Origin of the sequence: Clostridium sp. J1101437_171009_A5 (assembly GCF_015547905.1) — a bacterium.
Taxonomy (GTDB): domain Bacteria; phylum Bacillota; class Clostridia; order Oscillospirales; family Oscillospiraceae; genus Pseudoflavonifractor_A; species Pseudoflavonifractor_A gallinarum.
Genome location: NZ_JADMVY010000013.1, coordinates 63,132 through 89,190 on the forward strand (window position 1 = coordinate 63,132; position 26,059 = coordinate 89,190).

Below are 26,059 nucleotides of genomic sequence, written 5' to 3' on the forward strand. Positions count from 1 at the left end.
GGCCCCGGACATCCATCAGGATGTCCGGGGCCTTTGTCATGTTCTGTATGGAGTTATTCCGCAGAGATCATATAGTAGTAGACAGGCTGACCGCCGGAGAGCAGGTTGACCTCGGCGTTGGGACAGGCCGACTGGAAGATGGAGAGCGCACGCTGGGCATCCTCCTCGGTCACATCAGAGCCATAGAAGATGCTGATGAATTCCGCGTTCTGCTGAGGCTCCGCCTGGGCCAGACGCTCCAGCAGGGCGTCCAGATCCCGGTCGGTGCCGAAGAGCTGATGCTCTGCCAGGGCCAGATAGTCGCCCTGCTTGATGGCAAAGCCGTCAAAATCCGAATCCCGGGCGGCATAGGTGATCTCGCTGGTAGCCACGCGGCCAAAGGCCTCGGTCATGGCGGCGATGTTCTCCTCTTCGCCGGCGTCCGGGTCCATGGAGAGCAGGGCGGAGATACCCTGGGGCACTGTCTTGGTGGGGAGGACCACCACCTTTTTGTCCTCGGCCAGGGGAATACACTGCTGGGCAGCCATGATGATGTTGCCGTTGTTGGGCAGAACGAAGACGATCTCAGCGGGGGTCTTGTCGATCTCACGCATGATGTCATCGGTGGAGGGGTTCATGGTCTGACCGCCCGAGATGATGCCGTCCGCGCCCAGATCGGCAAAGACGGCGGCCAGTCCCTCGCCGGCGCACACGGCCACCACGCCGTATTTCTTCTCAGGGGCGGCCTTGGCGGGGGCGGAAGCGCAGCCCTGCTCCAGCTCGGCCTCCACCGCGTCCAGATCGTCGGTGCTCTGGACATGCTTGCCGGCGGCCAGATCCTCGGCCTGGGTGCGCATGTTCTCAATCTTGGCCAGCTCCAGCACGCCGTACTTCTGGGCCTCGTTCAGGGCGTCGCCGGGGGTGTTGGTATGGACGTGGACCTTGAAGGCGTCATCGTCCTCACCGATGACCAGACTGTCACCGATGCTGTTGAGGTAGGCCTGATAGGGGGTCAGATCCACATGGCGGTTGGTCTTACGGACGATAAAGACGGTATCAAAGGCAAAGGTGATCTCCTCTTCGCTGAGCGCGGCGAAATCGGCCTTCTCTTTGACGGTGCCCTCGTCCTCGGTCTCGGGCATGGGGAGGCCCCGCAGCTCATCCAGCATACCCTGGAGGATGACCAGGAAGCCCTTGCCGCCGGCATCCACGACGCCGGCCTTTTTCAGGACGGGGTTCTGGTTGATGGTGTCGTCCAGGGCCACATGACCTTCCCGAATGGCGGCCTCCAGCACCACCTCGGGGGTGGCATCCTCCCGGGCGGTAGCGGCCGCCTGGGCAGCGGAGAGACGGGATACCGTGAGGATGGTGCCCTCGGCGGGCTTCATGACCGCCTTATAGGCGGCGGCCACGCCGAAGTCCAGCGCAATGGCCAGATCCCGGCCGTCGATGGTCTCCTTTTCCTTGACGGCCTTGGCAAAGCCGCGGAAGAGCAGGGAGAGAATGACGCCTGAGTTGCCGCGGGCGCCCCGCAGCAGGGCGGAGGCGTTGGTGGAGGCCACCTCACCCACAGTGCCGGCCGGCTTCTTTTTCAGCTCGGTGGCCGCCGTGCCGATGGTCAGGCTCATATTGGTGCCGGTGTCTCCATCGGGCACCGGGAAGACGTTGAGTTCATTGATGTGCTGCTTCTGGCTGTTGATAGCGGCGGCAGCATGAATGAGCATACGGGCCAGCAGCGCCCCGTCGATGGTATCTCTCATGTCGGTGTTCCTTCCTTTCGATGCATAAGGCCGATCAGCCGATGACCATGGAGTCGATGCAGACATCCACGCTCTTGACTTCCACGCCGGTGGTGCGGCTGACGATATAGCGGACCTCACTCATGATGGAGCGGCTGACCGCCATGAGGTTGACCCCGTTGTCCACAATGATGTGCAGTTCAATGGAGACAGTGGAGTCGTCGTTGTATGTGACTTTTACGCCCTTGGACATGGACTCCCGGCGCAAAAGGTGCACCAGACCGTCGGTCTTGGAGCGGATGGCCATGCCCTTCACGCCGTAGCAATTGGTGGCGGCCGCACCGGTGATGTTGGTGAATACCTCACTGCTGATGCGGATCTCGCCCTTTTCGGTCTGCAGCTTCATAAAGGACCTTCCTTTCTATCCGAGCCTAAAACGCGTATGCGCCTGATTTCGGTTCATTGGTTTCTCTATTATATTCTATTTCCGACCAAACTACAAGGGAAAAAGTTTCAGATAATGATTGTAATTTGCCCGAAAAGCGTGTAAACTAGAGCTATCATTTGAGTAAGGAGGGGACGGGATATGAAAATCGCCCGTTTTGTGCTGAAAATTGTGGCTCTCTCTCTGACGGTCGCGGCCAGTGTCTGCTGCATCATTGCATATTGGGATAAGATCGCCGCCTTTTTTGCTGGAATCGGTGAGAAGCTGGAGGCGAAGAAGCCCTGCTGCTGCCACTCTGAGTTTGATGATTACGCCGACTGGGATGACTGAGATCATGCAGTCTGAGGCCGCCCGCAGGGGCGGCCTTTTTCCATAAAATGCGAACAGGAGATCGATCATGCACAACGAGCTGACGAAAAAGGACATACAGATGATGCGGGAAGAGCTGGATTATCGCCGCATCGAACTCCGCCCCAAGCTGTTGGAGGCGGTAAAGGAGGCCCGCGCCTTCGGCGACCTGAGTGAGAACTTTGAATATAAGGCGGCCAAGCAGGAAAAAAATCGGAACGAGAGCCGCATCCGCTTTCTGGAGAATATGATCCGCACAGCGGTGGTCATCACAGATCGGGCGGGGGAGGACGCCGTGGGTCTCTACGACAAGGTGACCGTCTATGTGGAGGAGGATGATGAGACAGAATCCTACCAGATCGTTACCACCATGCGGCAGGATGCGCTTCACGGACTGATCAGCAAGGAGTCTCCGGTGGGCCGGGCCATCCTGGGCAAAAAGGTGGGAGAGCGGGTCCACATCCAGGTCAGTGACGACTATGGCTATGACGTTGTCATCCGCTCCATTGAAAAGGCGGGGGACGACGGCTCCATCCCGCTCAACGGGTTTTAAACAAGAGGGGCGTGTGCCGCAGAAGGGATTCTGCGGCACACGCCCTGTTTGATCTCGGGGACAGCTTATTTTTGCAGGGCCTTGCGGATGAGGTCCTGCCCCTCGGGGGAGCGAAGGGTATCCAATACGATCTTCCGCAGCAGCTCCTGCACTGGCTTGCTGGCCAGCACGGCATCCAGCATAGCGCCCTGGGGCTCCTCCTGCTTGGGACGCTTGGGCTTGGGGGCCGGGGTGGGGGTGAAGCCGGGCTCGTCATCGTTCAGGCTGACGCCGGACATCCAGTCCTCCTGGCGGGTGCGGTCACCGCTCTCCCCCCGGAGATAGAAGAGGGAGACGCCGAAATGGGCGGCCAGCTTCTCCTGTTGTTCTTTGGAGGGAGTCTGACGGCCGGTCTCAAACTTTTCAATGGAGCCCTTGGGGAAGCCAAGGGCGGCCGCCAGCGCGGGGCGGCTCAGATTGGCCTCGGTGCGGAGGGACTCGATGCGCTGTGCCATGGTTACCATCGTAAAAAACCTCCTTGATGGATGGGAGATAAAGAAAAATCCCTCTCCAGATGGAGAGGGATTTTGGAGCAGGTGACGAGGCTCGAACTCGCTACCTCCACCTTGGCAAGGTGGCGCTCTACCAGATGAGCTACACCTGCGAGAGACAAATGATATTATAGGGGAAGAGAGTGGTTTTGTCAAGTATAAATTTTCATTTTTTAAAAAAGTAAAAGAAAAATCCCTCTCCAAACGGAGAGGGATTTTGGAGCAGGTGACGAGGCTCGAACTCGCTACCTCCACCTTGGCAAGGTGGCGCTCTACCAGATGAGCTACACCTGCGAGAGACAAATGATATTATAGGGGAAGAGAGTGGTTTTGTCAAGTATAAATTTTCATTTTTTAAAAAAGTAAAAGAAAAATCCCTCTCCAAACGGAGAGGGATTTTGGAGCAGGTGACGAGGCTCGAACTCGCTACCTCCACCTTGGCAAGGTGGCGCTCTACCAGATGAGCTACACCTGCAAGCGACAAATGATATTATAGCCGCAGGGAGGGAAAAAGTCAAGCCTTTTTTTGCGTTTTTATGCCGATCAGAGACAGGGGGGAATTTCGTTCCGGTCCCAGGTATATCCCAGTGCCTCCAATGCGGCATCCGAGAGAAGCAGTACCTCCTCATCGGAGGCGTCCACATGGGCATACTGACCGGGAGAGAGCGTCAATACATTCCAGAAGTGTGGGGCGCCGTCCTTCACACCCTGTACCACCCGGCTCTCCAGTCCGGTCCGGTCGCACAGCAGCTGGAAGGCCAGGGCCATCCCCTCACTATCGGCCTGGTGCTCCACAAGAGCGTCATAGGCAGTGGAGGCGGTGCCCGCCGGGGCATCTGTCACCTGCTGGCGGAGCAGGGCATGGACGGCGCGGCCGCCCTGTGCGCCCGAGAGCTCTCCCAGTGTGTCAGCCAGCAGATCGGCCTGCCGGAGGAGGCTTTGGCTCTTCTGGCGCAGCTGATCTACCGGAGCGGGATAGGTGAGGAGGATCTCCACAATGCGCTCCTGACTGCTTTCCTGGGGATAGAGGGTCACGGTATACTCGGGCATTCCAAAGGCCACCGCCGGGGCGTCATAGTAGGCCTGCTGGATCAGATGGGAGATATGGGCCTCATCCTCCGTAAAGTAGGCCACCTGGAGGACCACCTCGGGGGAGAAAAGAGAGAGCTGCTCCAAAAGGACCTGGCGGATGGCGCTGCTGCCGGTCACGTTTTTGATGCTCTGGATCTGCTCCAGTGTGCGGCGGTAAGTAATGTGGATGGTGGATTCATAGTACTTGACCACCCGTGTGCAGTCGTGCTCGATGTAGTCCACCGCATAGGCGCCCAGGGGCGCGTCCTTGGCCACCTCCAGGCAGGCGTTGTTGAGATCGGTCTCCACATCGCGGGGGTAGTTGGTCAGACGGATGACCCCGGTCTCCATGCCCTGATTGACAAAATAGAGCACGTCGTTGACCAGATCCTGATAGGTCTCGGCCTGGAGGACGTTGGAGTCGTCCGCGGTGACCGGATGTTCCGCATGGGGGGAGACCACCAGATAGCTGCGCTCCAACATGGAGGAACAGCCGCTCAGAGGGACCAGGCCCGCCAGAAGCAGGATAGAGAGGACAAGACGGTTTTTCACAGCGGGTCTCCTTTCTCCCGGCCGGGGAAATGGATCAATAGCCCAGAGATTCGCCCACCAAAATCACTTCGGCGTAGGAAATGGCATTGGGCTTGCGCCAGAGCACGGTGAGGGCCTTACAGATACGCTGGGGGCTGTTGCAGTCATAGCAGCGGTCGCCTTTCACAGCGCAGGGAGTCTGGACGCCCAGCCGCTGGGCATTCTTGGGGGAGGCGATATTCCGGGCCCGCCACAGGGCCTGTTCAAAGCTGCTCTCCACTTTATTGATGCCCACGATGAGATAGAGCTCTTTGTGGCCGTAGATGGTGGAGGCCACCCGGTTGCCGGTGCCGTCGATGTTGATGAGCTCTCCGGTCTCGGCTACGCCGTTGACCGAGGAGAGATAGACCTCCGCTCCGGCAGCCTGCTCATGGGTGCTCCCTGTCCAGTGGGAGTAGAAGGTATTATGGGTGGGCAGACGGTCCACCAGGCCCATGTCCTTGATGGTCATGGAGCCGCCCATGCCGATGGTGCGGCCGTCCAGCTTGGCGTCCAGATAGTCGGCCGCCTCCTTGGCAGTGTCGAAATAGACGGCGTGGAAGCCGTTCTTCTCCAGGTTTTCACAGAGTTTTTTGATGTCAGCCATAGGTGAGCTCCTCCTTTGTCAGTCGATACGGATGTTACAGGGAATCGTGCTTGTACTCCCGGAAACCGTCTCCCAGCACCTCGTGGGCGTTGCAGACGATGAGAAAGGCGGACGGGTCGATCTCCTTGACCATGCGCCGGAGGGGAACGATCTGCTTTTGCTTGAAGGCGCACAGCAGAACTTTTTTGGGCTCCCCCGACCAGCCGCCCTCCGCGTGGAGGAAGGTCACCCCCCGGTCCATCTCCCGGAAGATGGCCTTGGAGATCTCGTCGGGCTTGCTGGAGATGATATAGGCCACCTTGGCGCTGTCCAGACCGTAGAGCACCATATCCATCACAGCGGTGGAGATATAGAGGGAGACCACGCCGTACAGGGCGCTGGACAGATTGCGGAAGGCCAGGGCCACCGCGGCGATGACCACCAGGTCCACCCCCATGAGGAGCTTACCCATAGGGAGCCAGGAGATCCGGAGCTTGAGCAGGCGGGCAAAGAGATCGGTACCCCCCGTTGTGGCCCCCTGGAGCAGAATGATGGCCAGAGAGAGGCCGATCAGAATGCCGCCGAAGATGGTGGCCAGCATGGGGTCCATGGGGGAGAAAGGGACGGCCGCATTGAGCAGGTCCACAAAGATGGAAGAGATAAACATGGCGTAGAGAGAGGAGAGCAGCAGATGCCCGCCCAGCAGACGCCAGCCGAAAAAGAAGAGAGGGACGTTGAGCAGGATCACCAGTACGCCGATGGGCGCCCAGGGGAGGGCGGCGTTGATGATCTGGGCAAGGCCGGTGATGCCGCCGAAACCGATCTCGTTGGGGGCGTAGCACCAGTCAAAGCCCAGAGCATAGGCCGCCGAGGCCACAGTGATCCAGAGATAGGAGAAAAAAAGCTGACGGGCTTTCTGCTTCATGGGAATTACCTCGTTTCCGTGTCAGACATATCAGAGGATGGAGAGCTGTTCCTCCCCCCGGTCCTCCTCCTTGAGAAGGGCGCCGGCGGCGGGAAGGGCCCGGGGACGGTAGCGGCTCACCTGAACCACGGTGGTCTCCTCCAGCGGGAGGACCTTTTCCACCTTATATTTGGGCTTGAGGGTCATGACCGCCACACCCTGGGTGGAGCGGGTGGACTTAGGGGCCAGAACCGAGGTATGGAAGATCAGGCAGCGGCCCTCACTGGAAAAGACGGCCAGCTCCCGGTCCTCGGAAAGCAGCAGCGCGGCGGCCAGGGGAGATTTGTCGGAGTAGGCTCCGGTCAGACGCTTGCGGCGGGTCTGGGTCTTGTAGGAGGCGAGCTCCACCCGTGCCACCTTGCCGTTCTGGAAGAAGAAGAGCAGGTGCCCGGCGTAGTCACTGGTGATGCAGGCCCACACCACGCTCTCCCCGGCGTCCATGCCCAGGCGGGTGGGCAGATACTCGCCCAGGACGCTGGCCTTGGTGTCTGCAAAGTCGGAGAGACGGGTCTTGTAGCACTGCTGCCGGTCGGTAAAGACCAACAGCTCGTCCCGGTTGTTCCCCTCCCACTGGAGGAAGGGACCGTCTCCCTCCTTGTACTTCTGCTCCCCGCTCATGCGCAGGGACTGAGGGGTGATCTTCTTGAAGTATCCCTCCAGAGAGAGGAAGGCATGCACCGGATAGTCGGGGATCTCCTCTTCCGGGTCGGGGCGGGTCTCATTGGAATAGTCGTAGAGGATCTCGGTGCGGCGGGGGAGGGCATATTTCTTCTTCACCGCCTGGAGCTCCCCGATGATGACCTTTTTGATGCGAGAGGGGTTATCCACCAGATCCTTCAGGTCGGCGATCTCTTCGGCCAGAGAGCTGGTCTCCTGGGTGCGCTTGAGGATATACTCCTTGTTGATGTTGCGCAGCCGGATGTCGGCCACATACTCGGCCTGGACGGCGTCGATCCCGAAGCCGATCATCAGGTTGGGGATGACCTCGGAGTCCTCCTCGGTCTCCCGGATGATGCGGATGGCCCGGTCAATGTCCAGCAGGATCTTCTGGAGGCCCTCCAGCAGGTGGAGCTTTTCCTCCTTCTTTTTCATGACAAAGTAGGTCCGGCGGCGCACACCCTCCATCCGCCAGGCGGTCCACTCCTCCAGGATCTCACCCACGCCCATGACCCGGGGCATTCCGCTGATGAGGATGTTGAAGTTGCAGGAATAGGCGTCCTGCAGGGGAGTGGAGCGGAAGAGCCGGGCCATGAGCTTGTCCGGGTCGGCCCCGCGCTTGAGGTCGATGGTGAGCTTGAGGCCGTTCAGGTCGGTCTCGTCCCGCATGTCGGCGATCTCCTTGACCTTGCCCGACTTGATGAGCTCGGCCACCTTGTCCATGATGGCCTCCACCGTGGTGGAGTAGGGGATTTCAAAGATCTCGATGAGGTGCTCGGACTTGAGATAGCGCCACCGGGCCCGCACCTGGACGGAGCCGCGGCCGGTCTGGTAGATCTGGCGCAGGGTGTTCTCGTCATAGAGCAGCTCACCGCCGGTGGGGAAATCGGGGGCTTTAAGCAGGGGAAGCAGGTCGCAGCCAGGCTTTTTGAGCCAGGCGATGGTGGCGTCGCACACCTCCCCCAGGTTGAAGCCGCACAGGTTGGAGGCCATGCCCACGGCAATGCCCTGGTTGGCGCTCACCAGTACGTTGGGAAAGGTGGTGGGCAGCAGCGCGGGTTCCTGCATGGAGCCGTCGTAGTTGTCCACAAAGTCCACGGTGTCCTGGTCGATGTCCCGGAAGAGCTCGGCACAGATGGGGTCCAGGCGCACCTCGGTGTACCGGCTGGCCGCCCAGGCCATGTCCCGGGAGTAGACCTTGCCGAAGTTGCCCTTGGAGTCCACCAGAGGGTGGAGGAGGGCACCATAGCCCCGGGAGAGGCGCACCATGGTGTCATAGATGGCCGCATCGCCGTGGGGGTTGAGCTTCATGGTCTGGCCCACCACATTGGCGCTCTTAGTACGGCTCCCACCCAGCAGCTTCATCTGGTACATGGTGTAGAGGAGCTTTCGGTGAGAGGGCTTGAAGCCGTCGATCTCCGGGATGGCCCGGGAGACGATGACACTCATGGCGTAGGGCATGTAGTTGAGCTCCAGCGTCTCGGTGATGGGCTGTTCCAGCACCTCGGGCCGCAGGCCCATGACGTTGGGATTGTTGACTTTTTTGGCCCCGGTGTCCGGAGCTTTCTTTTTGGGCATGGTATCAGTCCTTGTCCTTTGCGTTATATCTTATCTCTATATTACAAAACGGAATGGAATAGAGCGGGTATTACGAGATATCCGCCAGTTCCAGATACTTGTACCCGTTGTCCGCAATGTGGTCCTTCCGGCCCTGGAGGTTGTCCCCCAGCAGCAGGTCAAAGACGGCGGCGGTGCGCTCCACGTCCTCGGGCATGACCTTGATGAGGCGGCGGGTCTCCGGATTCATGGTGGTGAGCCACATCATGTCCGGCTCATTCTCGCCCAGACCCTTGGAGCGCTGGATGGAGTATTTCTTGCCCGCCAGCACGCCGTTTACGATCTCACTCTTCTCCGCATCGGAATAGGCAAACCAGGTCTTTTCCTTACAGGTGATCTCATAGAGGGGGGACTCGGCGATGTAGACATAGCCCCGCTGGATGAGAGTGGGCACCAGTCGGTAGAGCATGGTGAGGATGAGGGTGCGGATCTGGAAGCCGTCCACGTCGGCATCGGTACAGATGACTACCTTATTCCAGCGGAGATTCATCAGGTCAAAGGCGGCCATATCCTTGGCGTGCTTGTCCTGTACCTCGCAGCCGCAGCCCAGGACCTTGAGGAGGTCCATGATGATCTCGCTCTTGAAGATCTTGGCGTAGTCGGCTTTCAGACAGTTGAGGATCTTGCCCCGGACCGGCATGATGCCCTGGAACTCGGCGTCCCGGGAGAGCTTGACCGCGCCCAGAGCCGAGTCGCCCTCCACAATGTACAGCTCCCGCCGCTCCGTGTCTCTGGTACGGCAGTCCACGAATTTCTGCACCCGGTTGGCGATGTCCACGCTGCCCGAGAGCTTTTTCTTGATGTTGAGCCGGGCCTTCTCCGCACTCTCCCGGGAGCGCTTGTTCACCAGTACCTGCTCGGCGATCTTCTCCGCGTCGAAGGGGTTCTCGATGAAATAGACCTCCAGCTGGGCCTTGAGGAACTCGGCCATGGCATCCTGCACGAACTTGTTGTTGATGGCCTTTTTCGTCTGGTTCTCGTAGGAGGTCTGGGTGGAGAAGTTGTTGGAGATCAGGACCAGGCAGTCCTCGATGTCCACCCAGGTGATCTTGCTCTCGTTTTTCTGATACTTGTTCTGCTGGCGGAGATAGGCATCCACGCCGGAGACAAAGGCGGATTTGACCGCCTTCTCCGGGGAGCCGCCGTGCTCCAGCCAGGAGGAGTTGTGGTAGTGCTCGATGACCTGCACCGTGTTGGAAAAACAGAAGGAGACCGAGAGCTTTACCTTATATTCCGGCTTGTCTGCCCGGTCCCGGCCCTTGCGCTCGGTCTGCCAGAAGACGGGCTGGGTCAGGGGAGAGGGACCCGAGAGTTCGTTGACATAGTCCACGATGCCGTTTTCATACTTGAATTCCGTGGTCTCGAACTTGGAGCCCACCTGATTGCGGAAGCGGAAGGTGACCCCGGCGTTGACCACCGCCTGCCGCTTCATCACGTCCAGATAGTACTCCACCGGGATATTGATGTCGGTAAAGACCTCCAGGTCAGGCTTCCAGTGGAAGCGGGAGCCGGTCTTTCGGCCGGAGTAGGGTTCCTTTTTCAGGCCGCCGATATTCTCGCCCTTTTCAAAGTGAAGGGAGTATTCAAAGCCGTCCCGGTGGATGACGGCGTCAAAGTATTCACTGGCATACTGGGTGGCGCAGGAGCCCAGACCATTGAGACCCAGGGAGTACTCGTAATTGTCCCCGTCCCCGTTGCCGTACTTGCCGCCGGCATACAGCTCACAGAACACCAGTTCCCAATTGAATTTTTGTTCCCGCTCGTTCCAGTCCACCGGACAGCCCCGGCCAAAGTCCTCTACCTCAATGGACTGGTCGGCGTAGCGGGTGACCGTGATGACGGAACCGTGGCCCTCACGGGCCTCGTCGATGGCGTTGGACAGGATCTCAAAGACGGCATGCTCACAGCCGTCCAATCCGTCCGAGCCGAAAATAACACCGGGACGCTTGCGGACCCGGTCGGCACCCTTGAGGGCGGATATGGATTCATTGCCATATGTGTTCACACTGGTCTTTGCCATGGAGTTCTCCTTACCGTGTCAGAATTGGATGCGATACATTTTACATTCTATCTTACCCTATTTTCAGGGGAAGTGTCAAGAAAAGGGCAGGACGCAACGAGGGCCGCCGCACCGAATGCACTCGGCACGGCGGCCCTCCACGGCAGCCTCACCCCTCCGGAGCTGTTCCGGAAGCGGATGGAGCCGTTCGGACGGACAGGCCGCCGCTCCTTTCGCCTTTCGCCAGAGGGTACGCGTACCCGGCACCGGCTTAAAAGGAGATGCGTCTGGAAGGCGTTGTCCCTTCTCCGCCTGTCCGAGTGTAGTATGGCCGCAGACGCGGAGACCATGCGCGGGAAAAACTGGTATAGAACGGTCTCTTTCGGACAAACTGGACATACAGTGGACCAAGAAGTGCACATGGAAAGGAGCGCCTATGCAACGCAAGAGCGACCGGAAAAGACAGGGGCAGAGACAGGAAGAGCGGCAGGTCCTGCTGGATGCCCTGGAGCGGACCCGGGTCCTTCTGACCCAGGCCCATGGTGATTTTAATGCCGCGTCCGACCCGGATCTCACCGAGTCCTATATCTATGAGATCAAAGCCCTCCAGGCCAGATACGGCTATCTGCTGCGGCAGATCAAGGAGCTGAGCGGGGAGGAGCTGACGCAGCCCATGGCCCGTCCGCCGGAGACGAAAAAACGCGACTCCTCCGGCGGGACCCTCCGCCAGGGACCCTGGCGGCCCATTTCAGCCTACCAATGAGAGAACAGCCAGGGCTCTGGCAGAGAACGAATGGGAGGAATGCGCGGTGGAATGGATGGTAGAAAATCTGCCTCTGGTCACGCTGGGGCTGATCTTATTTGTGGTGGCTCTCACGCTGCACAAGACAGTGGGGCGATGTGTGCGCCTGCTGGGGCGTACCGGCGTGGGGCTTGCCTTTCTGGCCCTGTGGAGCCAGGTGGGGGGGATGCTGGGGCTCTCCCTGGGGGTGAATCTCTTCAATGCCCTGGTGCTAGGCCTCCTGGGGATCCCGGGCTTTGGACTACTTTTGATGATGAACTGGGCCCTGGGGGCATAAAAGAGAGAATTGGGCGGTGGAGCTGTCAAAATGGCTCCACCGCCCAATGTTTGTTTTATAGAACCGCTCAGCGGCCCCGGATCAGCTTGAAGATCTGGATGATCAGCGTGGGGAGGAAGGCAAGGCCCAGGATCTCCAGCAGATGGGTCATATCCAGTGCAGTGGCCTGGAAGAGGGTATTGAGGCCGGGGATAAAGAGCACAGCCAGCAGCAGCAGCACACCGCCGCCGAAGGCGGCCAGGGAGAAGGGGTTGGAGCGGAAGCCCAGGCGGAAGATGGACTCCTCGCCCCGGCAGTTAAAGCCGTGGAACAGACGGGCCAGGGTCAGGGTAGCAAAGGCCATGGTGGAGGCAGCAGCCGGTCCGCCATAGGAGAGACCCAGATAGAACGCGGCCATGACGGGGACAGCGATGAGTAGGCCCTGTCCGAAGATGCGCTGGAGCAGGCCGCGGTCCAGAATGGGCTCCTTGGGGTCCCGGGGCTTATGCCGCAGCAGGCCCTTCCGGGCGGGCTCCATGCCGATGGCAATGGCGGGCAGGGAGTCGGTCAGCAGATTGATAAAGAGCAGATGGACCGGCGCGAAGGGGACGGACAGACCCATCACCGAGGCATAGACCACGCAGAGGATGGCCGACATATTACCCGAGAGCAGGAACTGAATGGCGTTTTTGATGTTGGCATAGACGCTGCGGCCGTTGACCACCGCCCGCACGATGGTGGCGAAGTTGTCATCGGCCAGGATCATGGAGGCGGCGTCCTTGGAGACCTCGGTGCCCGTGATGCCCATGGCCACGCCGATGTCGGCCTTTTTGAGGGCGGGGGCGTCGTTGACGCCGTCGCCGGTCATGGAGACGATGCAGCCCCGGCGCTGCCAGGCGGAGACGATGCGGATCTTATGCTCCGGGGAGACCCGGGCGTAGACCGAGACATGGGGCAGGATCTGATCCAGCTCCTCGTCGCTCATGGCGTCCAGCTCCACACCGGAGAGGGCGGTGTCTCCCTCCTGGAAGATGCCGATCTGGCGGGCGATGGCCGAGGCGGTGACCTTGTGGTCGCCGGTGATCATGATGGTGCGGATGCCGCCGGTCTTGGCGTCGGCCACGGCCTGGATGGACTCCGGTCTGGGAGGATCGATCATGGAGACCAGACCCACAAAGGTGTAGTCGTTCTCGTCCTCCAGGGTGAGGTCGCGGATGCCGTCCATCTCCTTCTGGGCGAAGGCCAGGACCCGCAGGCCCTCATTGGACAGCTGCTCATTGACCGCCATGATCTCGGCACGGCGCTCCTCGGTCATGGGCACCGGGCCCTCGCTGGTGAGAAGCTTGGTGGAGCGGCCCAGCAGCACGTCGATGGCGCCCTTGGTGAGCAGGGTGGGCACGCCGTCCAGCTGGTGCAGGGTACTCATGAGCTTGCGGTCGGAGTCAAAGGCCAGCTCCCGCAGACGGGGGTGGTACTGTCGGTAGAGCTCTTCCTCCACGTCGAAGGCGTTGGCCAGCTGAAGCAGTGCCACCTCGGTGGGGTCGCCGATGGAGGAGCCGTCGGCGGGATCGTAGGTGGCGTCGCTGGCCAGAAGGCCGATCTTGAGGAGCAGACGCTGGGGGGTGTTGGCAAGCTCCAGGTCCTTACCCTCCAAGAGCTTACCGTCGGCATAGATCTTCTGCACGGTCATGCGGTTCTGAGTCAGGGTACCGGTCTTATCCGAGCAGATGACCGACACGGCGCCCAGGCTCTCCACCGCCTTGAGGTCCTTCATAATGGCGTTCTGCTTGGCCATCTTCTGGGTACCCATGGCCAGCACGATGGTGACGATGGAGGAGAGCGCCTCGGGGATGGCTGCCACCGCCAGGGCCACGGCGAACATCAGGGAGTCCAGCACCCCCATGTGGGAGCGGAAGATGGACAGGGCAAACACCACGGCACAGATGGCCATGATGACCACCGCCAGCTTGCCGGAAAAGTCGTCCAGGCTCTTCTGGAGAGGGGTCTTGCGCTGCTGGGTCTGGTTCATGAGAGCGGCGATCTTGCCCAGCTCCGTGTTCATGCCGGTGGCAGTGACCGCCACCGTGGCCCGGCCATAGGTGACCAGGGAACCGGAGAAGACCATGTTTTTCTGATCGCCCAGGGCCACCTGCTCCCGATCGATGGGGGCGGCGTCCTTCTCCACACCCTCGCTCTCGCCGGTGAGGGAGCTCTCATTCACCTTCAGGGAGAAGTTTTCGATGATGCGCCCGTCGGCCACCACCAGATCGCCGGCCTCCAGCAGCACGATGTCGCCGGGGACCACCTCGGCCGAGGGGACCTCCACCCGGACGCCGCCGCGGAGCACTTTGGCGGTGGGGGAGGACATGGCTTTCAGACTTTCCAGGGATTTTTCCGCCTTGAGATACTGCACGGTACCCAGTACGGCGTTGAGGATCAGGACGGCAAAGATGACGATGGTGCTCTCCACATTTTCCGTCAGGGCAGAGATGACGGCGGCAATGAGGAGGATGATGACCAGCAGGTCCTTGAACTGCTCCAGAAAGAGAACGGCCACGCTCTTACGCTTGCCCTCCTGAAGCTTGTTGGGGCCATACTGCTCCATGCGCTGCTGGACCTCCTGGGCGGAGAGGCCAGCCGGTGTGCTGCGCAGCTCGGACAGAGTGTCCTCCGGCGAGCGGCTGAACCAGGGTTTGGACATAATGGTGCACTCCTTTTCAGTTCTTTCTCGTGCGTCCCCACCGGAATGCGCCGCATGACCGGGTGGGAGCTGGGGAAACGACAGCGGATGGGGGAGCAGGGCGGCGAATGGTATGTGGGCAAAAGAAAAAGACTTTTTGACGGCTGCAAAACACGACAGCCGTCAAAAAGTCTTGTTACCAATCGGATCGGCGCATACCGCCAGGCATCCAAGAGACGCCGTGGTGTTGACGGTACGCCCGGACACCCAAGGCGTCCGGAACTACTCCCTTTTTCACGTGATGTCAATGTATCATAAGCAAGGAGGAAAGTCAAGCAAATCCGCCGGAAAAGACAGGAAATTTTACAGAGACGGCGGCTTGTTCACACATTTTTAAAAAAGGTATAGTAGGATGATTCTGTTACAATGATCCCATTGACGAAAAATACCGGCAGGAAAATTAGATTTGGATGGATTCCTGCCGGACAGACTACGATAAAAGGAGTGCCCTGACATGCTTCATAAATCCGTTTATCGACTCCGGCGGAAAGCGGCGGCCTGTGCGGTATGCGCCGCTCTGCTCCTTACGCCCACACTGGCAGCCAGCTTTACCGATGTGCCCCAGAACGCCTGGTATGCCGCCGCAGTCAACGAAGTGGTGGACGCCGGGCTCCTCTCCGGTACCAGCGCCACGACCTTTCAGCCCAGCGGGAAGGTGACCCGGGCCATGACCGTGACCGCACTGTGGCGTCTGGCGGGTTCTCCCGCCCCGAAGAGCAGCCAGAGTTTCAGCGACGTTCCGTCCGATGCCTGGTATAGCCAGGCGGTGGCCTGGGCGGCCGAAACCGGAGTGGCCTCCGGCAATGGGAAGGGAGCTTTCCAGCCGGGGAACCTGGTCACCCGGGAGCAGCTGGCGGTTTTTCTCTACCAGTATGCCCAGAGCCAGGGGCTTGATACCGCACAGGGAAAGCTGAGTGCCTATACGGACGGCAATACCGTATCCAAATGGGCCGTGGATGGCATGGAGCACGCCGTGGGGGCCGGTCTGATCTCCGGCAGCAAGGGGAAGCTCTCCCCCAAGGCCAACGCCACCCGGGCAGAGCTGGCGGTGGTGCTGGAGCGCCTGATGACCCCGGCGGTCGGGTAAAAAACAGGACCGAAACAGGGAGCGGGGCACCCGCCGTCTCTCTGGCAGGAGCGATTGACAAATACAGGAGCAGAGGGTATGCTCTTAAAGAGCCCGATTCGGGGAAGGAGCGAACACCATATGGAAGAGAGGCCCAGTGTTTTGATGTCATATCTGCGTGTGACGCAGCATATGTCGCAGCAATTTCGTGCACATTTCGGCAAGCTGAACTTGACCTTCCCACAGGCACTGGTCCTCAATGTGCTGGGGGAGGAGGGACCGCTCCCCATCAGCGTCCTGGCCGAGCGGACGGGCAGTGCCAACAGCACGGTGTCCGGGATCGTGGACCGGTTGGAACGGCTGGGGCTGGCCCGGCGGGAACGCTCCGAGCATGACCGGCGGGTGATCTATGTCTCTGCAACCGAGCAGTATCGGCTTCTGCACCAGAAAGCAGCGACCGATGTGAGCGGCTATTTTAATTCGCTCCTGGACACAATGACACCGGAGGACCGCGCCATGGTGGCAGAGGCCCTCTATAAGTTGGATAACCTCCTCTCCACGGCGGAGAGAACTGTGCGCCTGGATGGCGACGGAGAAGCGCCCCAGAAGCGCTGAACAACAATTGACAGGTGGGAATCAGACATGGCAAGGCGAGGAAACCGGTATGGATACGGAGGCTATCATGGCCGCTCCCGAGGGCAGGGCGTACTGAAAGTCATCATTGCGGTGTTGGCAGTGGTGCTGCTGCTGGTGCTGGGACTCTTCTTTTTGCAGGAGAATCACCTGGCCTTTTCCAGCGATGGGGCCCACCTCTCCCTCCCGTTTTTTGGAGGGGATGAAGTCCTGCCCGAGCCGGAAGTGAGCGAGCCGGTGGTGGTGACCACTGCTCCTACCCCGACCCCCACGCCGACTCCCACGCCGGAGCCGCCCACACAGGCGGCCCTGCTGCCCCGCAGCGCGCTGAAGGACGGGACGGCACCGGCTCTGCTGGGGGAGGCGGGAGCCAATACTGCGGTATTTGATATGAAGGCCGATGATGGGAGCCTTGGCTATGTCTCGAACCTGGAGCTGGCCAAGCAGGCGGGGGCATCCGCCTCGGATCCGGAGCTCAATCAGGCCATTGAGAACTGGAATGCCGGAAACGTCTACACGGTGGCCCGGGTATCCTGCTTCCGGGACAATAAGGTGCCCTATGCGGTGCCGGCTCTGGGGGTCAAGACAAACAGCGGCTACAACTGGCGGGACCAGGATGACCTGCGCTGGATGAGCCCCAGCAGCGAGGAGGCACGGGCCTATATCGTGGATGTGTGCGTGGAGCTTGCAGAGCTGGGATTTGATGAGATCCTGCTGGACAACAGCGCCTATCCCGTCCAGGGCCATTTGGAGTATATCAAGCGGGGAGAGAACTATGACCAGAGTAAGTTCCAGGAGACCATCACCGCTTTTTATACCCAGGTAGAGACGGCGCTGGCGGCCTATCCGGACGTAAAGCTCTCCATTCGCACCGAGGGCGAGGTGCTGGTATCCGGCCAGGATGCGGTCAGCGGGCAGAGCGCAGCAGCACTGGCGGAACATGCGGATCGTATCTGGGTAGACCTAGGAGAGGTGTCCCTGACCGCGGCGGCAGAGGCACTGGGCGGCACCGGCGCAGAGGAGAAGCTGGTCCCCATCCTGGGGACGGCAGGCGGAGCCGGTGAGGCCTGGGCGAATTTGAACACAACGGAACCGTAAATTGGTAAGACGGCGGCATGGATCTCCATGCCGCCGTCTTTTTTGCGGGGAAACGTGTGTGGAAGGGGGAAAGAGCGGGAACACTGTGAGTGTTCCAGGGCAGGGACACTTTGGGAAAACAAACTGATGAGTATACAAAATGCACAAAAAAGATGCGGGAATTTCTATATGGCGAAAAGCCTGGGAGATAGAAAGGGTTTGATTGCACAAAAAACAGACCCAATAGTCAAAAATTTAACAAAAATAAGAAGTATACTGAATGGTTTAGTTGCAAAAAAAGACAGGTACTACAACGATTCGGTTGGAAAATTGAACTTGCATTTTATAGACAGTTCGAGTATGATTTCAATATAATCAGGATGGTTTATTATGGAATACGACCAAAAGAAAGGCGGTGAAGATATGTCTTTGGAGGGAATCAAGCAGGTGACAGAGGCCGAGACGCTGGCGCAGCAGCGCAAGAACGAGGCACTGGCGCAGGCGAAAAAGACCGTCGCGGACGCCCGCCGCGCCGGGGAGGAGCGTTTGAGCTCCGCCCGGATCCAGGCTGAGGCGCAGGTGAAGGGATTTTTGCAGGAGGCCGAAGAGCGTGCCTCCAAACACACGGAGCAGGTGCTGGCCGAGACCAGGCAGGCCTGCGACGCGCTCCGGCAGGAGGCTGAGGGCCGACTGGCGGATGCCGCGGCACTCATTGTCAGAAGGGTTGTGAATGTCTGATGTCCATCGTCAAAATGAAGCGGATTCGCCTCTTTGGCATGCGGTCAGACAGAGAAGAGATTCTCCGGGTACTCCAGCGGGCAGGCTGTGTGGAGATCGATGAGCCCTCCGATCTGGAGGGCGCGGCCTGGCAGGGCCTTTCCCGGCCGGATGACCGGGCGCTCAACGAGGCCAGAGAGGCCAGTGCGGCCGCTTTGGCAGCCCTGGGTATCCTCAAAAAATATGCTCCCGCAAAGGGCGGACTGCTCAAGGCGCGGCCCGTCATTTCCGAGCGGGAGCTGTTTGACGAGGAGGCATACCGGGCCGCACTGGATACAGCGCACAAGCTCGTGGAGGCAGAGCAGCATATCACGGGACTCAATGCCGAGATGAGCAAGGTGAAGAGCCAGAAGATGGCGCTCGCCCCCTGGCTCGGACTGGATCTGCCGTTGGAGACGGCCTCGACCCGTGAGGTGACCATCCGCCTGGGCACGGTGCCCGGAAAGGTGGTCATGGAGGAGCTTCTGAGCGCGCTGAAGGGCGTTACGGATCTGGTACAGCTCACCGAGATCAGTGCCGATCAAAATGCCCACTATCTCTTCTTTGCCTGCCACAAGGCGGCGGAGGAAGCGGCGGATCAGGTCCTCAAGGATTACGGCTTCTCCCTGGCCAGCCTGAAGGGCTGGACCGGCACCGCCCGGGAAAACGACCGAAAGCTGGATGAGACGCTGGCGGAACTGGAGCGCGAGCTGGAAGCGGCAAAAGCCGGTATTGCGGACCAGAAGGGGGCCAGAGAAGCGCTGGAGCGCTGTGCCGACCGGGCGGCCCAGGAGGTGCGCCGGGAGGAGGCCAAGAGCCGTCTGCGGGACACCGAGACCGCCTTCTTCCTGGAGGGCTGGGCCCCGGCCGAGTCGCTGGATGTCCTGCGGCAGAAACTGGAGCCCTTCGGATGTGCGTTTCAGGCGGAAGACCCCACAGAAGAGGACTATCCCAGCGTTCCGGTCAAGCTCAAGAACAATGCGCTGACTCGGCCGCTGAACATGGTCACGGAGATGTATTCGCTCCCGGCCTATAACGGGATCGATCCCAACCCGCTGATGGCGCCCTTCTTCATTCTCTTCTACGGCATCATGATGGCGGATATGGGCTACGGCCTGCTGATGATGCTGGCCTCGGTATTCGTACTCAAGAAGGCCAGACCAAAGGGCGGGATGCACAACTTCTTTGCCCTGCTGGGGCTGTGCGGCATCAGTACCTTTGTAATGGGCGCCCTGACCGGCGGCTTCTTCGGTGATTTTATCCCGCAGCTGCTCAAGGTTATCAACCCGGAAAGCCAGTTCGTCTGGTTCTGGAAGCCCCTGTTCACACCGCTGGACAACACCTTGCAGATCCTGGTGGGGTCCATGGTACTGGGCTTTGTACAGATCAATGCGGGTATGCTCATCAGCTTTGTGAAAAAGCTGAAGGAGGGCCAGTATATGGACGCGCTCTGGGAAGAGGCCACCTGGTGGGTGGTCTTTGTGGGAGCGGGCCTGGCCATCCTGGGCGTGACCCCTCTGGTCCTGGCACTTGGCGGTATTCTGGTGGTAGCCGGTCCGGTGGTCACAAACAAGGGATTTGGAAAGATCACCGGGATCTTTGGCTCGCTCTATAACCATGTGACCGGATACTTTGGCGATATCCTCTCTTATTCCCGACTGATGGCCCTGATGCTGGCCGGTTCGGTCATTGCCCAGGTGTTCAATACACTGGGCGCCATCCCCGGAAATGTGGTGATCTTCGTGATCATTTCCATGGCGGGCAACGCGCTCAACTTTGCGCTCAACCTGCTGGGATGCTACGTCCATGACCTGCGTCTGCAGTGCCTGGAGTACTTCGGAAAATTCTATCAGGACGGCGGCAAGCCGTTCCGACCGCTGGAGATCAACACGAAATTTGTGGATATTCAAGAGTAATCGTTTGAGGAGGAACTAACAATGACTGATATGAATGCATTGATGGAGCTGCAGCAGAGTCTGACTTTCCTGGGCAGCATCGGCGGCCTGGCCCTGGCCCTGCTGGGCGCCGGCCTGGCGGCAGTTTTGAGCGGCATCGGCTCGGCAAAGGGCACCGGCATCGCCGGTGAGGCCGGCACCGGCCTGCTGTGCGAGGACCCTTCCAAGTTTGGTAAGGTCATGATCCTTCAGGTTATCCCCGGCACCCAGGGCCTGTATGGTCTGGTGGTGTGGTTCTTCGCCATCTTCCGCATGGGCCTGCTCTCCGGCACCCTGCCTGAGCTGACCATTGCCCAGGGCATGCAGTACCTCTTTGCCTGCCTCCCCATGGCGCTGGGCGGCCTCTTCTCCGCCATCGCGCAGGGCCGCGTGGCTGCCGGTTCCATCAACATTCTGGCCAAGAAGCCGGACGACTGGGCCAAGGGCATGGTGCTGTGCATCACCGTTGAGTTCTATGCCATCCTGTCCCTGCTGGCCTCCATGCTGATGATCATCAACATCAGCGCCTGATCGGGACGCCCCACTGTGGAAAGGCGGTAGACGACATCATGGACGGAATCGATAAAATCACCAGCCGCATCAATGCCGACGTGGACCAGGAGATCGCAGAGATCCAGGCCCAGACGGCGGCGGAAGCGGCTCAGATCGCCGCGGAGTACGACCAGCGGTGCACCCAGGAGACGGAGGAGATCCTCTCCCGGGGCCGCAAGACGGCGGAAGAGCGGGAGGAGCGGCTGGCCAGTGTGGCACAGCTGGAGGCCCGCAAGCTGATCCTGGCGGCCAAGCAGGAGGTCCTGGAAGAGGCCTTCCGCAAGGCGCTGGAGGATCTTCTCAGCCTGCCGGAGCAGGAGTATGTGGAACTGCTGGCCAAACTGATTACCAAGGCCAGCCAGTCCGGGAGTGAGCAGGTCATCTTCTCGCAGAAGGACCGGCCCCGTTATGGAAAGGCGGCGGTCACCCGCGCAAACGAACTGTTGGGTGAGCGGGGACACCTGACGTTGGCGGTGGAGACCCGCCCCATCGGCGGCGGCTTCATCCTCAGCGACGGAGATGTGGAAGTCAACGGCACCTTTGAGACTCTGGTCCGCATGCAGCGCCGTGAGATGGACGCTGCTGTGGCCAAGGTCCTCTTCCATGAAGGAGCTTGATTCCGCTCCCCAGACGGGAAAGGAGGAAGTGTCTTGTCCAAAAAGTTGAAAGACACGGATTATCTCAGCATTTCCACCCGGGTGCGGGCCATGGAGAACCGGCTGCTGACCCGGGAGCGCATGGAGCGGATGATCGATGCACGCACGGACGAGGAGGCCGCCAAGGTCCTGAGCGAGTGCGGCTATGGAGAGCTCTCCCGGCTCACTGCAACGGCGCTGGACGAGGTGCTGGCCAAAGCCCGGGACGCGGTCTATCAGGATCTGCGCACGGCTGTGCCAGACAAGCACCTCATCGATGTATTTCAGATGAAATACGACTATCACAACATCAAGACGCTCATCAAGGCGGAAGCCATGGGCGTAGACGCGGGACTTTACCTCTCCAGCGGAGGGCGGTACTCCCCGGTCAAGCTGACCGACGATTTCCGCCGGGAGGAGCTGCGGGATTACAGTGATATCTTCCGCACGGCGGCGGGCAAGGCCAAGGAGACGCTGGCCGCCACCCAGGACCCGCAGCTGGCCGACTTCATCCTGGATAAGGCCTATTTTCAGGAGATGATCGGCGCGGCCAAGGCGGTGGGAAGTCCTTTTCTGACCGGCTATGTGCGCCTGCTGGCCGATGCGGCCAACCTGCGCTCGGTGGTGCGCGCGGCCCGGATGGGGAAGGGGAGCGATTTTCTCGCCCTGGCCTTGGTCCCCGGCGGCAGCATTGAGGAGAGCACTCTGTGCCAGACCAAGAGCAGCGAGCTGACCGCCCTCTTCCAGGGCGGGGCGCTGGCGGAGGCTGCCGCCCTGGGTGCCGGTCTGATGGCCGGTCAGGGGCACTCCTTCACCGCGTTTGAGCGGGCCTGTGACAATGCGGTCAACGCCTATCTGTGTACGGCCCGGCGGGTGCCCTTCGGAGAGCATCCGATCATTGGCTACCTCTATGCCCGGGAGGCGGAGATCACCGCCATCCGCACCATCCTTTCCGGACGTATGGCCGGTCTGAGCGCGGATATTATCCGGGAAAGGCTGCGTGATGCCTATGTATAAGATTGCAGTACTGGGAGACAAGGACAGCGTTCTGGGCTTCAAGGCCCTGGGACTGGACGTGTTTCCGGTGGAGAGCGTGGAGGAGGCCCGCCGGGTGCTCCACGCCCTGGCCAGAGAAAATTACGCGGTGATCTATCTCACCGAGCAGGCGGCTGCTCAGATGGAGGCCGACGTAAACCGCTACAAGGATGAGCTCACACCCGCGATCATCCTCATTCCCGGGAAGGAAGGTTCCCTGGGGATCGGTATGGCCAATGTGAAAAGCGCGGTGGAACGGGCCGTTGGCGCGGATATCCTGTAAAAAGCCGCGGCGGAAAAGTCCTCTCCGGCGGAGAGGCAATGAGTTTGAAATCTGCCTTGAAAGAAGGTTGAAACCGAATGGGCAAAGTTGTTAAGGTTTCCGGTCCTCTAGTGGTAGCCACCGGGATGGAAAACGCCAACATGGCCGACGTGGTCCGCGTGGGCGAACAGCGTCTGATCGGCGAGATCCTGAATATGAACGGGGATTCCGCCTCCGTCCAGGTCTACGAGGAGACCTCCGGTCTGGGGCCTGGCGCCGAGGTGATTACCACCGGCTCCCCCCTGGCGGTGGAGCTGGGGCCCGGCCTCATTGAAAATATCTACGACGGTATCCAGCGTCCGCTGGAGGAGATCATGCACAAGGCGGGCGCCAACATCACCCGCGGAATCGAGGTCCCGGCTCTGAGCCGGGAGAAGAAGTGGGCCTTCACCCCCGTGGCCAAGGTGGGCGACAAGGTCCAGGGCGGCGACGTGATCGGAACGGTACAGGAGACCAGCGTGGTGCTCCACAAGATCATGATCCCCCCCAAGATGAGCGGTACGCTGGAGATGGTGGCTGTGGCCGGCGACTACACCGTGGAGGAGACCGTGGCGGTCCTCAAGACCGACAAGGGTGAGAGCGTCTCCCTCACCATGGTGCAGAAGTGGCCCGTCCGTGTGGGACGCCCCTATAAGCACAAGTATCCCCCCAAAGCGCCCCTGTGCTCCGGCCAGCGCATCATCGACACCATGTTCCCCATCGCCAAGGGCGGTACCGCCGCCGTGCCCGGCCCCTTCGGCTCGGGCAAGACCGTGGTGCAGCACCAGCTGGCCAAGTGGGCGGATGTGGACATCGTGGTCTACATCGGCTGCGGCGAGCGCGGCAATGAGATGACCGACGTGCTGCGGGAGTTCCCTGAGCTGAAGGACCCCCGTACCGGCGAGTCCCTGATGAAGCGCACGGTGCTTATCGCCAATACTTCCGATATGCCCGTGGCCGCCCGTGAGGCCTCCATCTACACCGGGATCACCATCGCCGAGTACTTCCGTGACATGGGCTATGACGTGGCTGTCATCGCCGACTCCACCTCCCGCTGGGCCGAGGCCCTGCGTGAGATGTCGGGCCGTCTGGAAGAGATGCCCGGCGAAGAAGGCTACCCCGCCTACCTCTCCTCCCGTCTGGCGCAGTTCTACGAGCGCGCCGGTATGGTGGAGTGCATCGGCTCCGATGAGGACCGCAGAGGTTCTCTGACCGCCGTAGGCGCAGTCTCGCCTCCCGGCGGCGACCTGTCCGAGCCTGTCTCCCAGGCCACCATGCGCATCGTCAAGGTGTTCTGGGCCCTGGACTCCTCCCTGGCGTACAAGCGCCACTTCCCGGCCATCAACTGGCTCAACTCCTACTCCCTGTATCTGGACTCCCTCAAGCCCTGGTTTGACGAGAAGCTGGGCAAGGAGTTCCTGGTGGACCGTGAGAAGGCCATGTCCATCCTTCAGGAGGAGGCCAGCCTGAACGAGATCGTGCAGCTGGTGGGCAAGGATTCCCTCTCGCCCAGCGATCAGCTGACCCTGGAGACGGCCAAGATGGTGCGGGAGGACTTCCTCCAGCAGAACGCCTTTGTGGACATCGACAGCTACTCCAGCTATGACCGGCAGGAGAAGCTGCTCTCTCTGATTCTGAGCTATGACCGCCTGTGCCGCGCCGCCATTGAGAAGGGCGCCCAGACGGTGGATCTCTTTGCCATCCCTGCCCGGGAGCGGATCGGCCGCGCCAAGAGCGCCGAGGCGGACCAGTATGTGGAGGTCTACGCCGATATCGCCCGCAGCATGGCCAGTGAGATCGACGCATGTGCCGAGAAAGGAGGACTGGACGTATGATCCGGGAATATAAAACGATCCAGGAGGTCAACGGTCCTCTGATGGTGGTCAAGAAAGTGCAGGGCGTCGCCTACGACGAACTGGGCGAGATTGAGCTGCCCGACGGCACCGTCCGCCGCTGCCAGGTGCTGGAGGTCAACGGCGACAACGCGGTGGTCCAGCTCTTTGAGGCCAGCGCCGGCATCAACCTGAAGGACTCCAAGATCCGCTTCCTGGGCCATCCCCTGGAGCTGGGCGTGTCCGGCGATATGCTGGGACGCGTGTTCAACGGCATGGGCCGTCCCATCGACGGCGGCCCCGAGATCCTGGCGGAGGAGCACCGGGACATCAATGGCCTGGCCATGAACCCCGCCGCCCGTGACTACCCCAACGAGTTTATCCAGACCGGTATCTCCACCATCGACGGCCTGAATACCCTGGTCCGCGGGCAGAAGCTGCCCATCTTCTCCGGCTCCGGTCTGCCCCACGCGGCTCTGGCTGCCCAGATCGCCCGTCAGGCCAAGGTGCTGGGCGACGACGCGGGCAACTTCGCCGTGGTGTTTGCCGCCATCGGCATCACCTTTGAGGAGTCCGACTTCTTCGTGCAGGAGTTCAAGCGCACCGGCGCCATCGACCGTACCGTCCTCTTCACCAACCTGGCGAATGACCCCGCCGTCGAGCGTATCGCCACCCCGCGTATGGCGCTGACGGCCGCCGAGTACCTGGCCTTTGAGAAGGGCATGCACGTACTGGTCATCCTGACCGATATCACCAACTACGCCGAGGCGCTGCGTGAGGTTTCGGCCGCCAAGAAGGAGGTCCCGGGCCGCCGCGGCTATCCCGGCTACCTCTACACCAACCTGGCGACCATCTACGAGCGCGCCGGCCGTCAGCTGGGCAAGCCCGGCTCCATCACCCTGATTCCCATTCTGACCATGCCGGAGGACGACAAGACCCACCCCATCCCCGACCTGACCGGCTATATCACCGAGGGACAGATCATCCTGAGCCGTGAGCTCTTCCGCAAGGGCATCAACCCGCCTGTGGATGTGCTGCCCTCCCTGTCCCGTCTGAAGGACAAGGGCATCGGCGTGGGCAAGACCCGTGAGGACCACTCTGGTACCATGAACCAGCTCTTTGCCGCGTACTCCACCGGTAAGGAGAACAAGGAGCTGATGTCCATTCTGGGCGAAGCGGCTCTGAGTCCCACCGATCTGCTGTACGCCAAGTTTGCAGATGAGTTCGAGAAGCGCTATGTCTCTCAGGGCAATGAGACCAACCGGACCATCCAGGAGACCCTGGATCTGGGCTGGGAGCTGCTCTCCATTCTGCCCCCCGCCGAGCTCAAGCGCATCAAGCCGGAGTTTATCGAAAAGTACCTCCCGAAAAAGGAGGGATAA

The 26,059-nt window shown here is 60.5% G+C and carries 25 protein-coding genes and 3 tRNA genes; 16 read left to right on the plus strand and 12 right to left on the minus strand.

What is annotated here, in order from left to right:
* Positions 1-53: 53 nt before the first annotated feature.
* Both I2C21_RS14965 and I2C21_RS14970 read right to left on the minus strand, forming a co-directional pair.
* Positions 54-1,739: a DAK2 domain-containing protein gene (locus tag I2C21_RS14965; protein WP_195279647.1), complete on the minus strand. Its 1,686-nt coding sequence runs from the start codon at positions 1,737-1,739 to the stop codon at positions 54-56.
* 34 nt (positions 1,740-1,773) lie between these two features.
* Entirely contained in the window at positions 1,774-2,124 is a 351-nt protein-coding gene (locus I2C21_RS14970) for an Asp23/Gls24 family envelope stress response protein (protein ID WP_101691062.1), read from the minus strand.
* Positions 2,125-2,304: 180 nt separating this feature from the next.
* On the opposite strand from I2C21_RS14970, the gene I2C21_RS14975 reads away from it, so the two are divergent.
* Both I2C21_RS14975 and I2C21_RS14980 read left to right on the plus strand, forming a co-directional pair.
* Positions 2,305-2,493, plus strand: coding sequence for a hypothetical protein (locus I2C21_RS14975; RefSeq protein ID WP_101691063.1), 189 nt, complete (start codon positions 2,305-2,307; stop codon positions 2,491-2,493).
* Between the two features lie 67 nt (positions 2,494-2,560).
* On the plus strand, positions 2,561-3,064 hold the full coding sequence (locus tag I2C21_RS14980; RefSeq protein WP_101691064.1) for a GreA/GreB family elongation factor: 504 nt from the start codon (positions 2,561-2,563) through the stop codon (positions 3,062-3,064).
* Positions 3,065-3,129: 65 nt separating this feature from the next.
* Here the strand turns inward: I2C21_RS14980 and I2C21_RS14985 are convergent, their stop codons facing one another.
* The 9 genes from I2C21_RS14985 to I2C21_RS15025 all read right to left on the minus strand — a co-directional run bounded on the left by I2C21_RS14985 (position 3,130) and on the right by I2C21_RS15025 (position 11,079).
* Positions 3,130-3,567 (minus strand): helix-turn-helix domain-containing protein, encoded by a 438-nt coding sequence (locus tag I2C21_RS14985; RefSeq protein ID WP_101691065.1) that lies wholly within the window; start codon positions 3,565-3,567, stop codon positions 3,130-3,132.
* Between the two features lie 64 nt (positions 3,568-3,631).
* Positions 3,632-3,707, minus strand: a tRNA-Gly gene (locus I2C21_RS14990).
* Between the two features lie 105 nt (positions 3,708-3,812).
* Positions 3,813-3,888: transfer RNA gene (locus I2C21_RS14995), tRNA-Gly, on the minus strand.
* 105 nt (positions 3,889-3,993) lie between these two features.
* Positions 3,994-4,069 (minus strand) — tRNA-Gly (locus I2C21_RS15000).
* Between the two features lie 68 nt (positions 4,070-4,137).
* Positions 4,138-5,217 carry a hypothetical protein gene (locus I2C21_RS15005; protein WP_195279648.1) on the minus strand — a complete coding sequence of 360 codons (1,080 nt, stop codon included), beginning with the start codon at positions 5,215-5,217 and terminating at the stop codon, positions 4,138-4,140.
* Between the two features lie 34 nt (positions 5,218-5,251).
* Positions 5,252-5,842 carry a lactate utilization protein gene (locus tag I2C21_RS15010; protein ID WP_101691067.1) on the minus strand — a complete coding sequence of 197 codons (591 nt, stop codon included), beginning with the start codon at positions 5,840-5,842 and terminating at the stop codon, positions 5,252-5,254.
* A gap of 34 nt (positions 5,843-5,876) precedes the next feature.
* On the minus strand, positions 5,877-6,746 hold the full coding sequence (locus I2C21_RS15015; RefSeq protein WP_101691068.1) for a YitT family protein: 870 nt from the start codon (positions 6,744-6,746) through the stop codon (positions 5,877-5,879).
* Positions 6,747-6,776: 30 nt separating this feature from the next.
* Positions 6,777-9,020, minus strand: coding sequence for a DNA gyrase subunit A (locus I2C21_RS15020; RefSeq protein WP_195279649.1), 2,244 nt, complete (start codon positions 9,018-9,020; stop codon positions 6,777-6,779).
* 70 nt (positions 9,021-9,090) lie between these two features.
* Complete coding sequence (locus I2C21_RS15025) at positions 9,091-11,079, minus strand: DNA gyrase/topoisomerase IV subunit B (RefSeq protein WP_195279650.1); 1,989 nt, start codon at positions 11,077-11,079, stop codon at positions 9,091-9,093.
* Positions 11,080-11,494: 415 nt separating this feature from the next.
* On the opposite strand from I2C21_RS15025, the gene I2C21_RS15030 reads away from it, so the two are divergent.
* Positions 11,495-11,821: a YaaL family protein gene (locus I2C21_RS15030; protein ID WP_186964298.1), complete on the plus strand. Its 327-nt coding sequence runs from the start codon at positions 11,495-11,497 to the stop codon at positions 11,819-11,821.
* A 55-nt stretch (positions 11,822-11,876) separates the two neighbouring features.
* Entirely contained in the window at positions 11,877-12,137 is a 261-nt protein-coding gene (locus tag I2C21_RS15035) for a pro-sigmaK processing inhibitor BofA family protein (protein ID WP_101691099.1), read from the plus strand.
* Between the two features lie 67 nt (positions 12,138-12,204).
* Here the strand turns inward: I2C21_RS15035 and I2C21_RS15040 are convergent, their stop codons facing one another.
* Entirely contained in the window at positions 12,205-14,817 is a 2,613-nt protein-coding gene (locus I2C21_RS15040; RefSeq protein WP_195279651.1) for a cation-translocating P-type ATPase, read from the minus strand.
* A 112-nt stretch (positions 14,818-14,929) separates the two neighbouring features.
* On the opposite strand from I2C21_RS15040, the gene I2C21_RS15045 reads away from it, so the two are divergent.
* The 12 genes from I2C21_RS15045 to I2C21_RS15100 all read left to right on the plus strand — a co-directional run bounded on the left by I2C21_RS15045 (position 14,930) and on the right by I2C21_RS15100 (position 26,059).
* The gene (locus I2C21_RS15045) at positions 14,930-15,193 is read left to right on the plus strand and encodes a hypothetical protein (RefSeq protein WP_186964297.1); all 264 of its coding nucleotides are present in this window, start codon (positions 14,930-14,932) and stop codon (positions 15,191-15,193) included.
* A 117-nt stretch (positions 15,194-15,310) separates the two neighbouring features.
* On the plus strand, positions 15,311-15,943 hold the full coding sequence (locus I2C21_RS15050; RefSeq protein ID WP_195279652.1) for an S-layer homology domain-containing protein: 633 nt from the start codon (positions 15,311-15,313) through the stop codon (positions 15,941-15,943).
* Between the two features lie 210 nt (positions 15,944-16,153).
* Entirely contained in the window at positions 16,154-16,537 is a 384-nt protein-coding gene (locus I2C21_RS15055; protein WP_286167317.1) for a MarR family winged helix-turn-helix transcriptional regulator, read from the plus strand.
* A 27-nt stretch (positions 16,538-16,564) separates the two neighbouring features.
* Positions 16,565-17,653 (plus strand): putative glycoside hydrolase, encoded by a 1,089-nt coding sequence (locus tag I2C21_RS15060; protein WP_195279653.1) that lies wholly within the window; start codon positions 16,565-16,567, stop codon positions 17,651-17,653.
* A 369-nt stretch (positions 17,654-18,022) separates the two neighbouring features.
* The gene (locus I2C21_RS15065; RefSeq protein WP_286167318.1) at positions 18,023-18,370 is read left to right on the plus strand and encodes a hypothetical protein; all 348 of its coding nucleotides are present in this window, start codon (positions 18,023-18,025) and stop codon (positions 18,368-18,370) included.
* Positions 18,370-20,304, plus strand: a complete 1,935-nt coding sequence (locus I2C21_RS15070; protein WP_101691076.1) for a V-type ATP synthase subunit I — start codon at positions 18,370-18,372, stop codon at positions 20,302-20,304. Before I2C21_RS15065 ends, I2C21_RS15070 begins: the two co-directional genes overlap by 1 nt.
* 21 nt (positions 20,305-20,325) lie before the next feature.
* A complete protein-coding gene (locus tag I2C21_RS15075) occupies positions 20,326-20,853 on the plus strand; it encodes a V-type ATP synthase subunit K (protein WP_235964347.1) in 528 nt (175 codons plus the stop codon).
* Between the two features lie 38 nt (positions 20,854-20,891).
* Positions 20,892-21,491, plus strand: coding sequence for a V-type ATP synthase subunit E (locus I2C21_RS15080; protein WP_193538847.1), 600 nt, complete (start codon positions 20,892-20,894; stop codon positions 21,489-21,491).
* 33 nt (positions 21,492-21,524) lie between these two features.
* Positions 21,525-22,526, plus strand: a complete 1,002-nt coding sequence (locus tag I2C21_RS15085) for a V-type ATPase subunit (protein ID WP_235964348.1) — start codon at positions 21,525-21,527, stop codon at positions 22,524-22,526.
* Positions 22,513-22,827, plus strand: a complete 315-nt coding sequence (locus tag I2C21_RS15090; protein WP_186964293.1) for a V-type ATP synthase subunit F — start codon at positions 22,513-22,515, stop codon at positions 22,825-22,827. The genes I2C21_RS15085 and I2C21_RS15090 overlap by 14 nt, the downstream gene beginning before the upstream one ends.
* A gap of 77 nt (positions 22,828-22,904) precedes the next feature.
* Positions 22,905-24,680 carry a V-type ATP synthase subunit A gene (locus I2C21_RS15095; protein ID WP_195279654.1) on the plus strand — a complete coding sequence of 592 codons (1,776 nt, stop codon included), beginning with the start codon at positions 22,905-22,907 and terminating at the stop codon, positions 24,678-24,680.
* Positions 24,677-26,059, plus strand: a complete 1,383-nt coding sequence (locus I2C21_RS15100) for a V-type ATP synthase subunit B (RefSeq protein ID WP_101691080.1) — start codon at positions 24,677-24,679, stop codon at positions 26,057-26,059. The genes I2C21_RS15095 and I2C21_RS15100 overlap by 4 nt, the downstream gene beginning before the upstream one ends.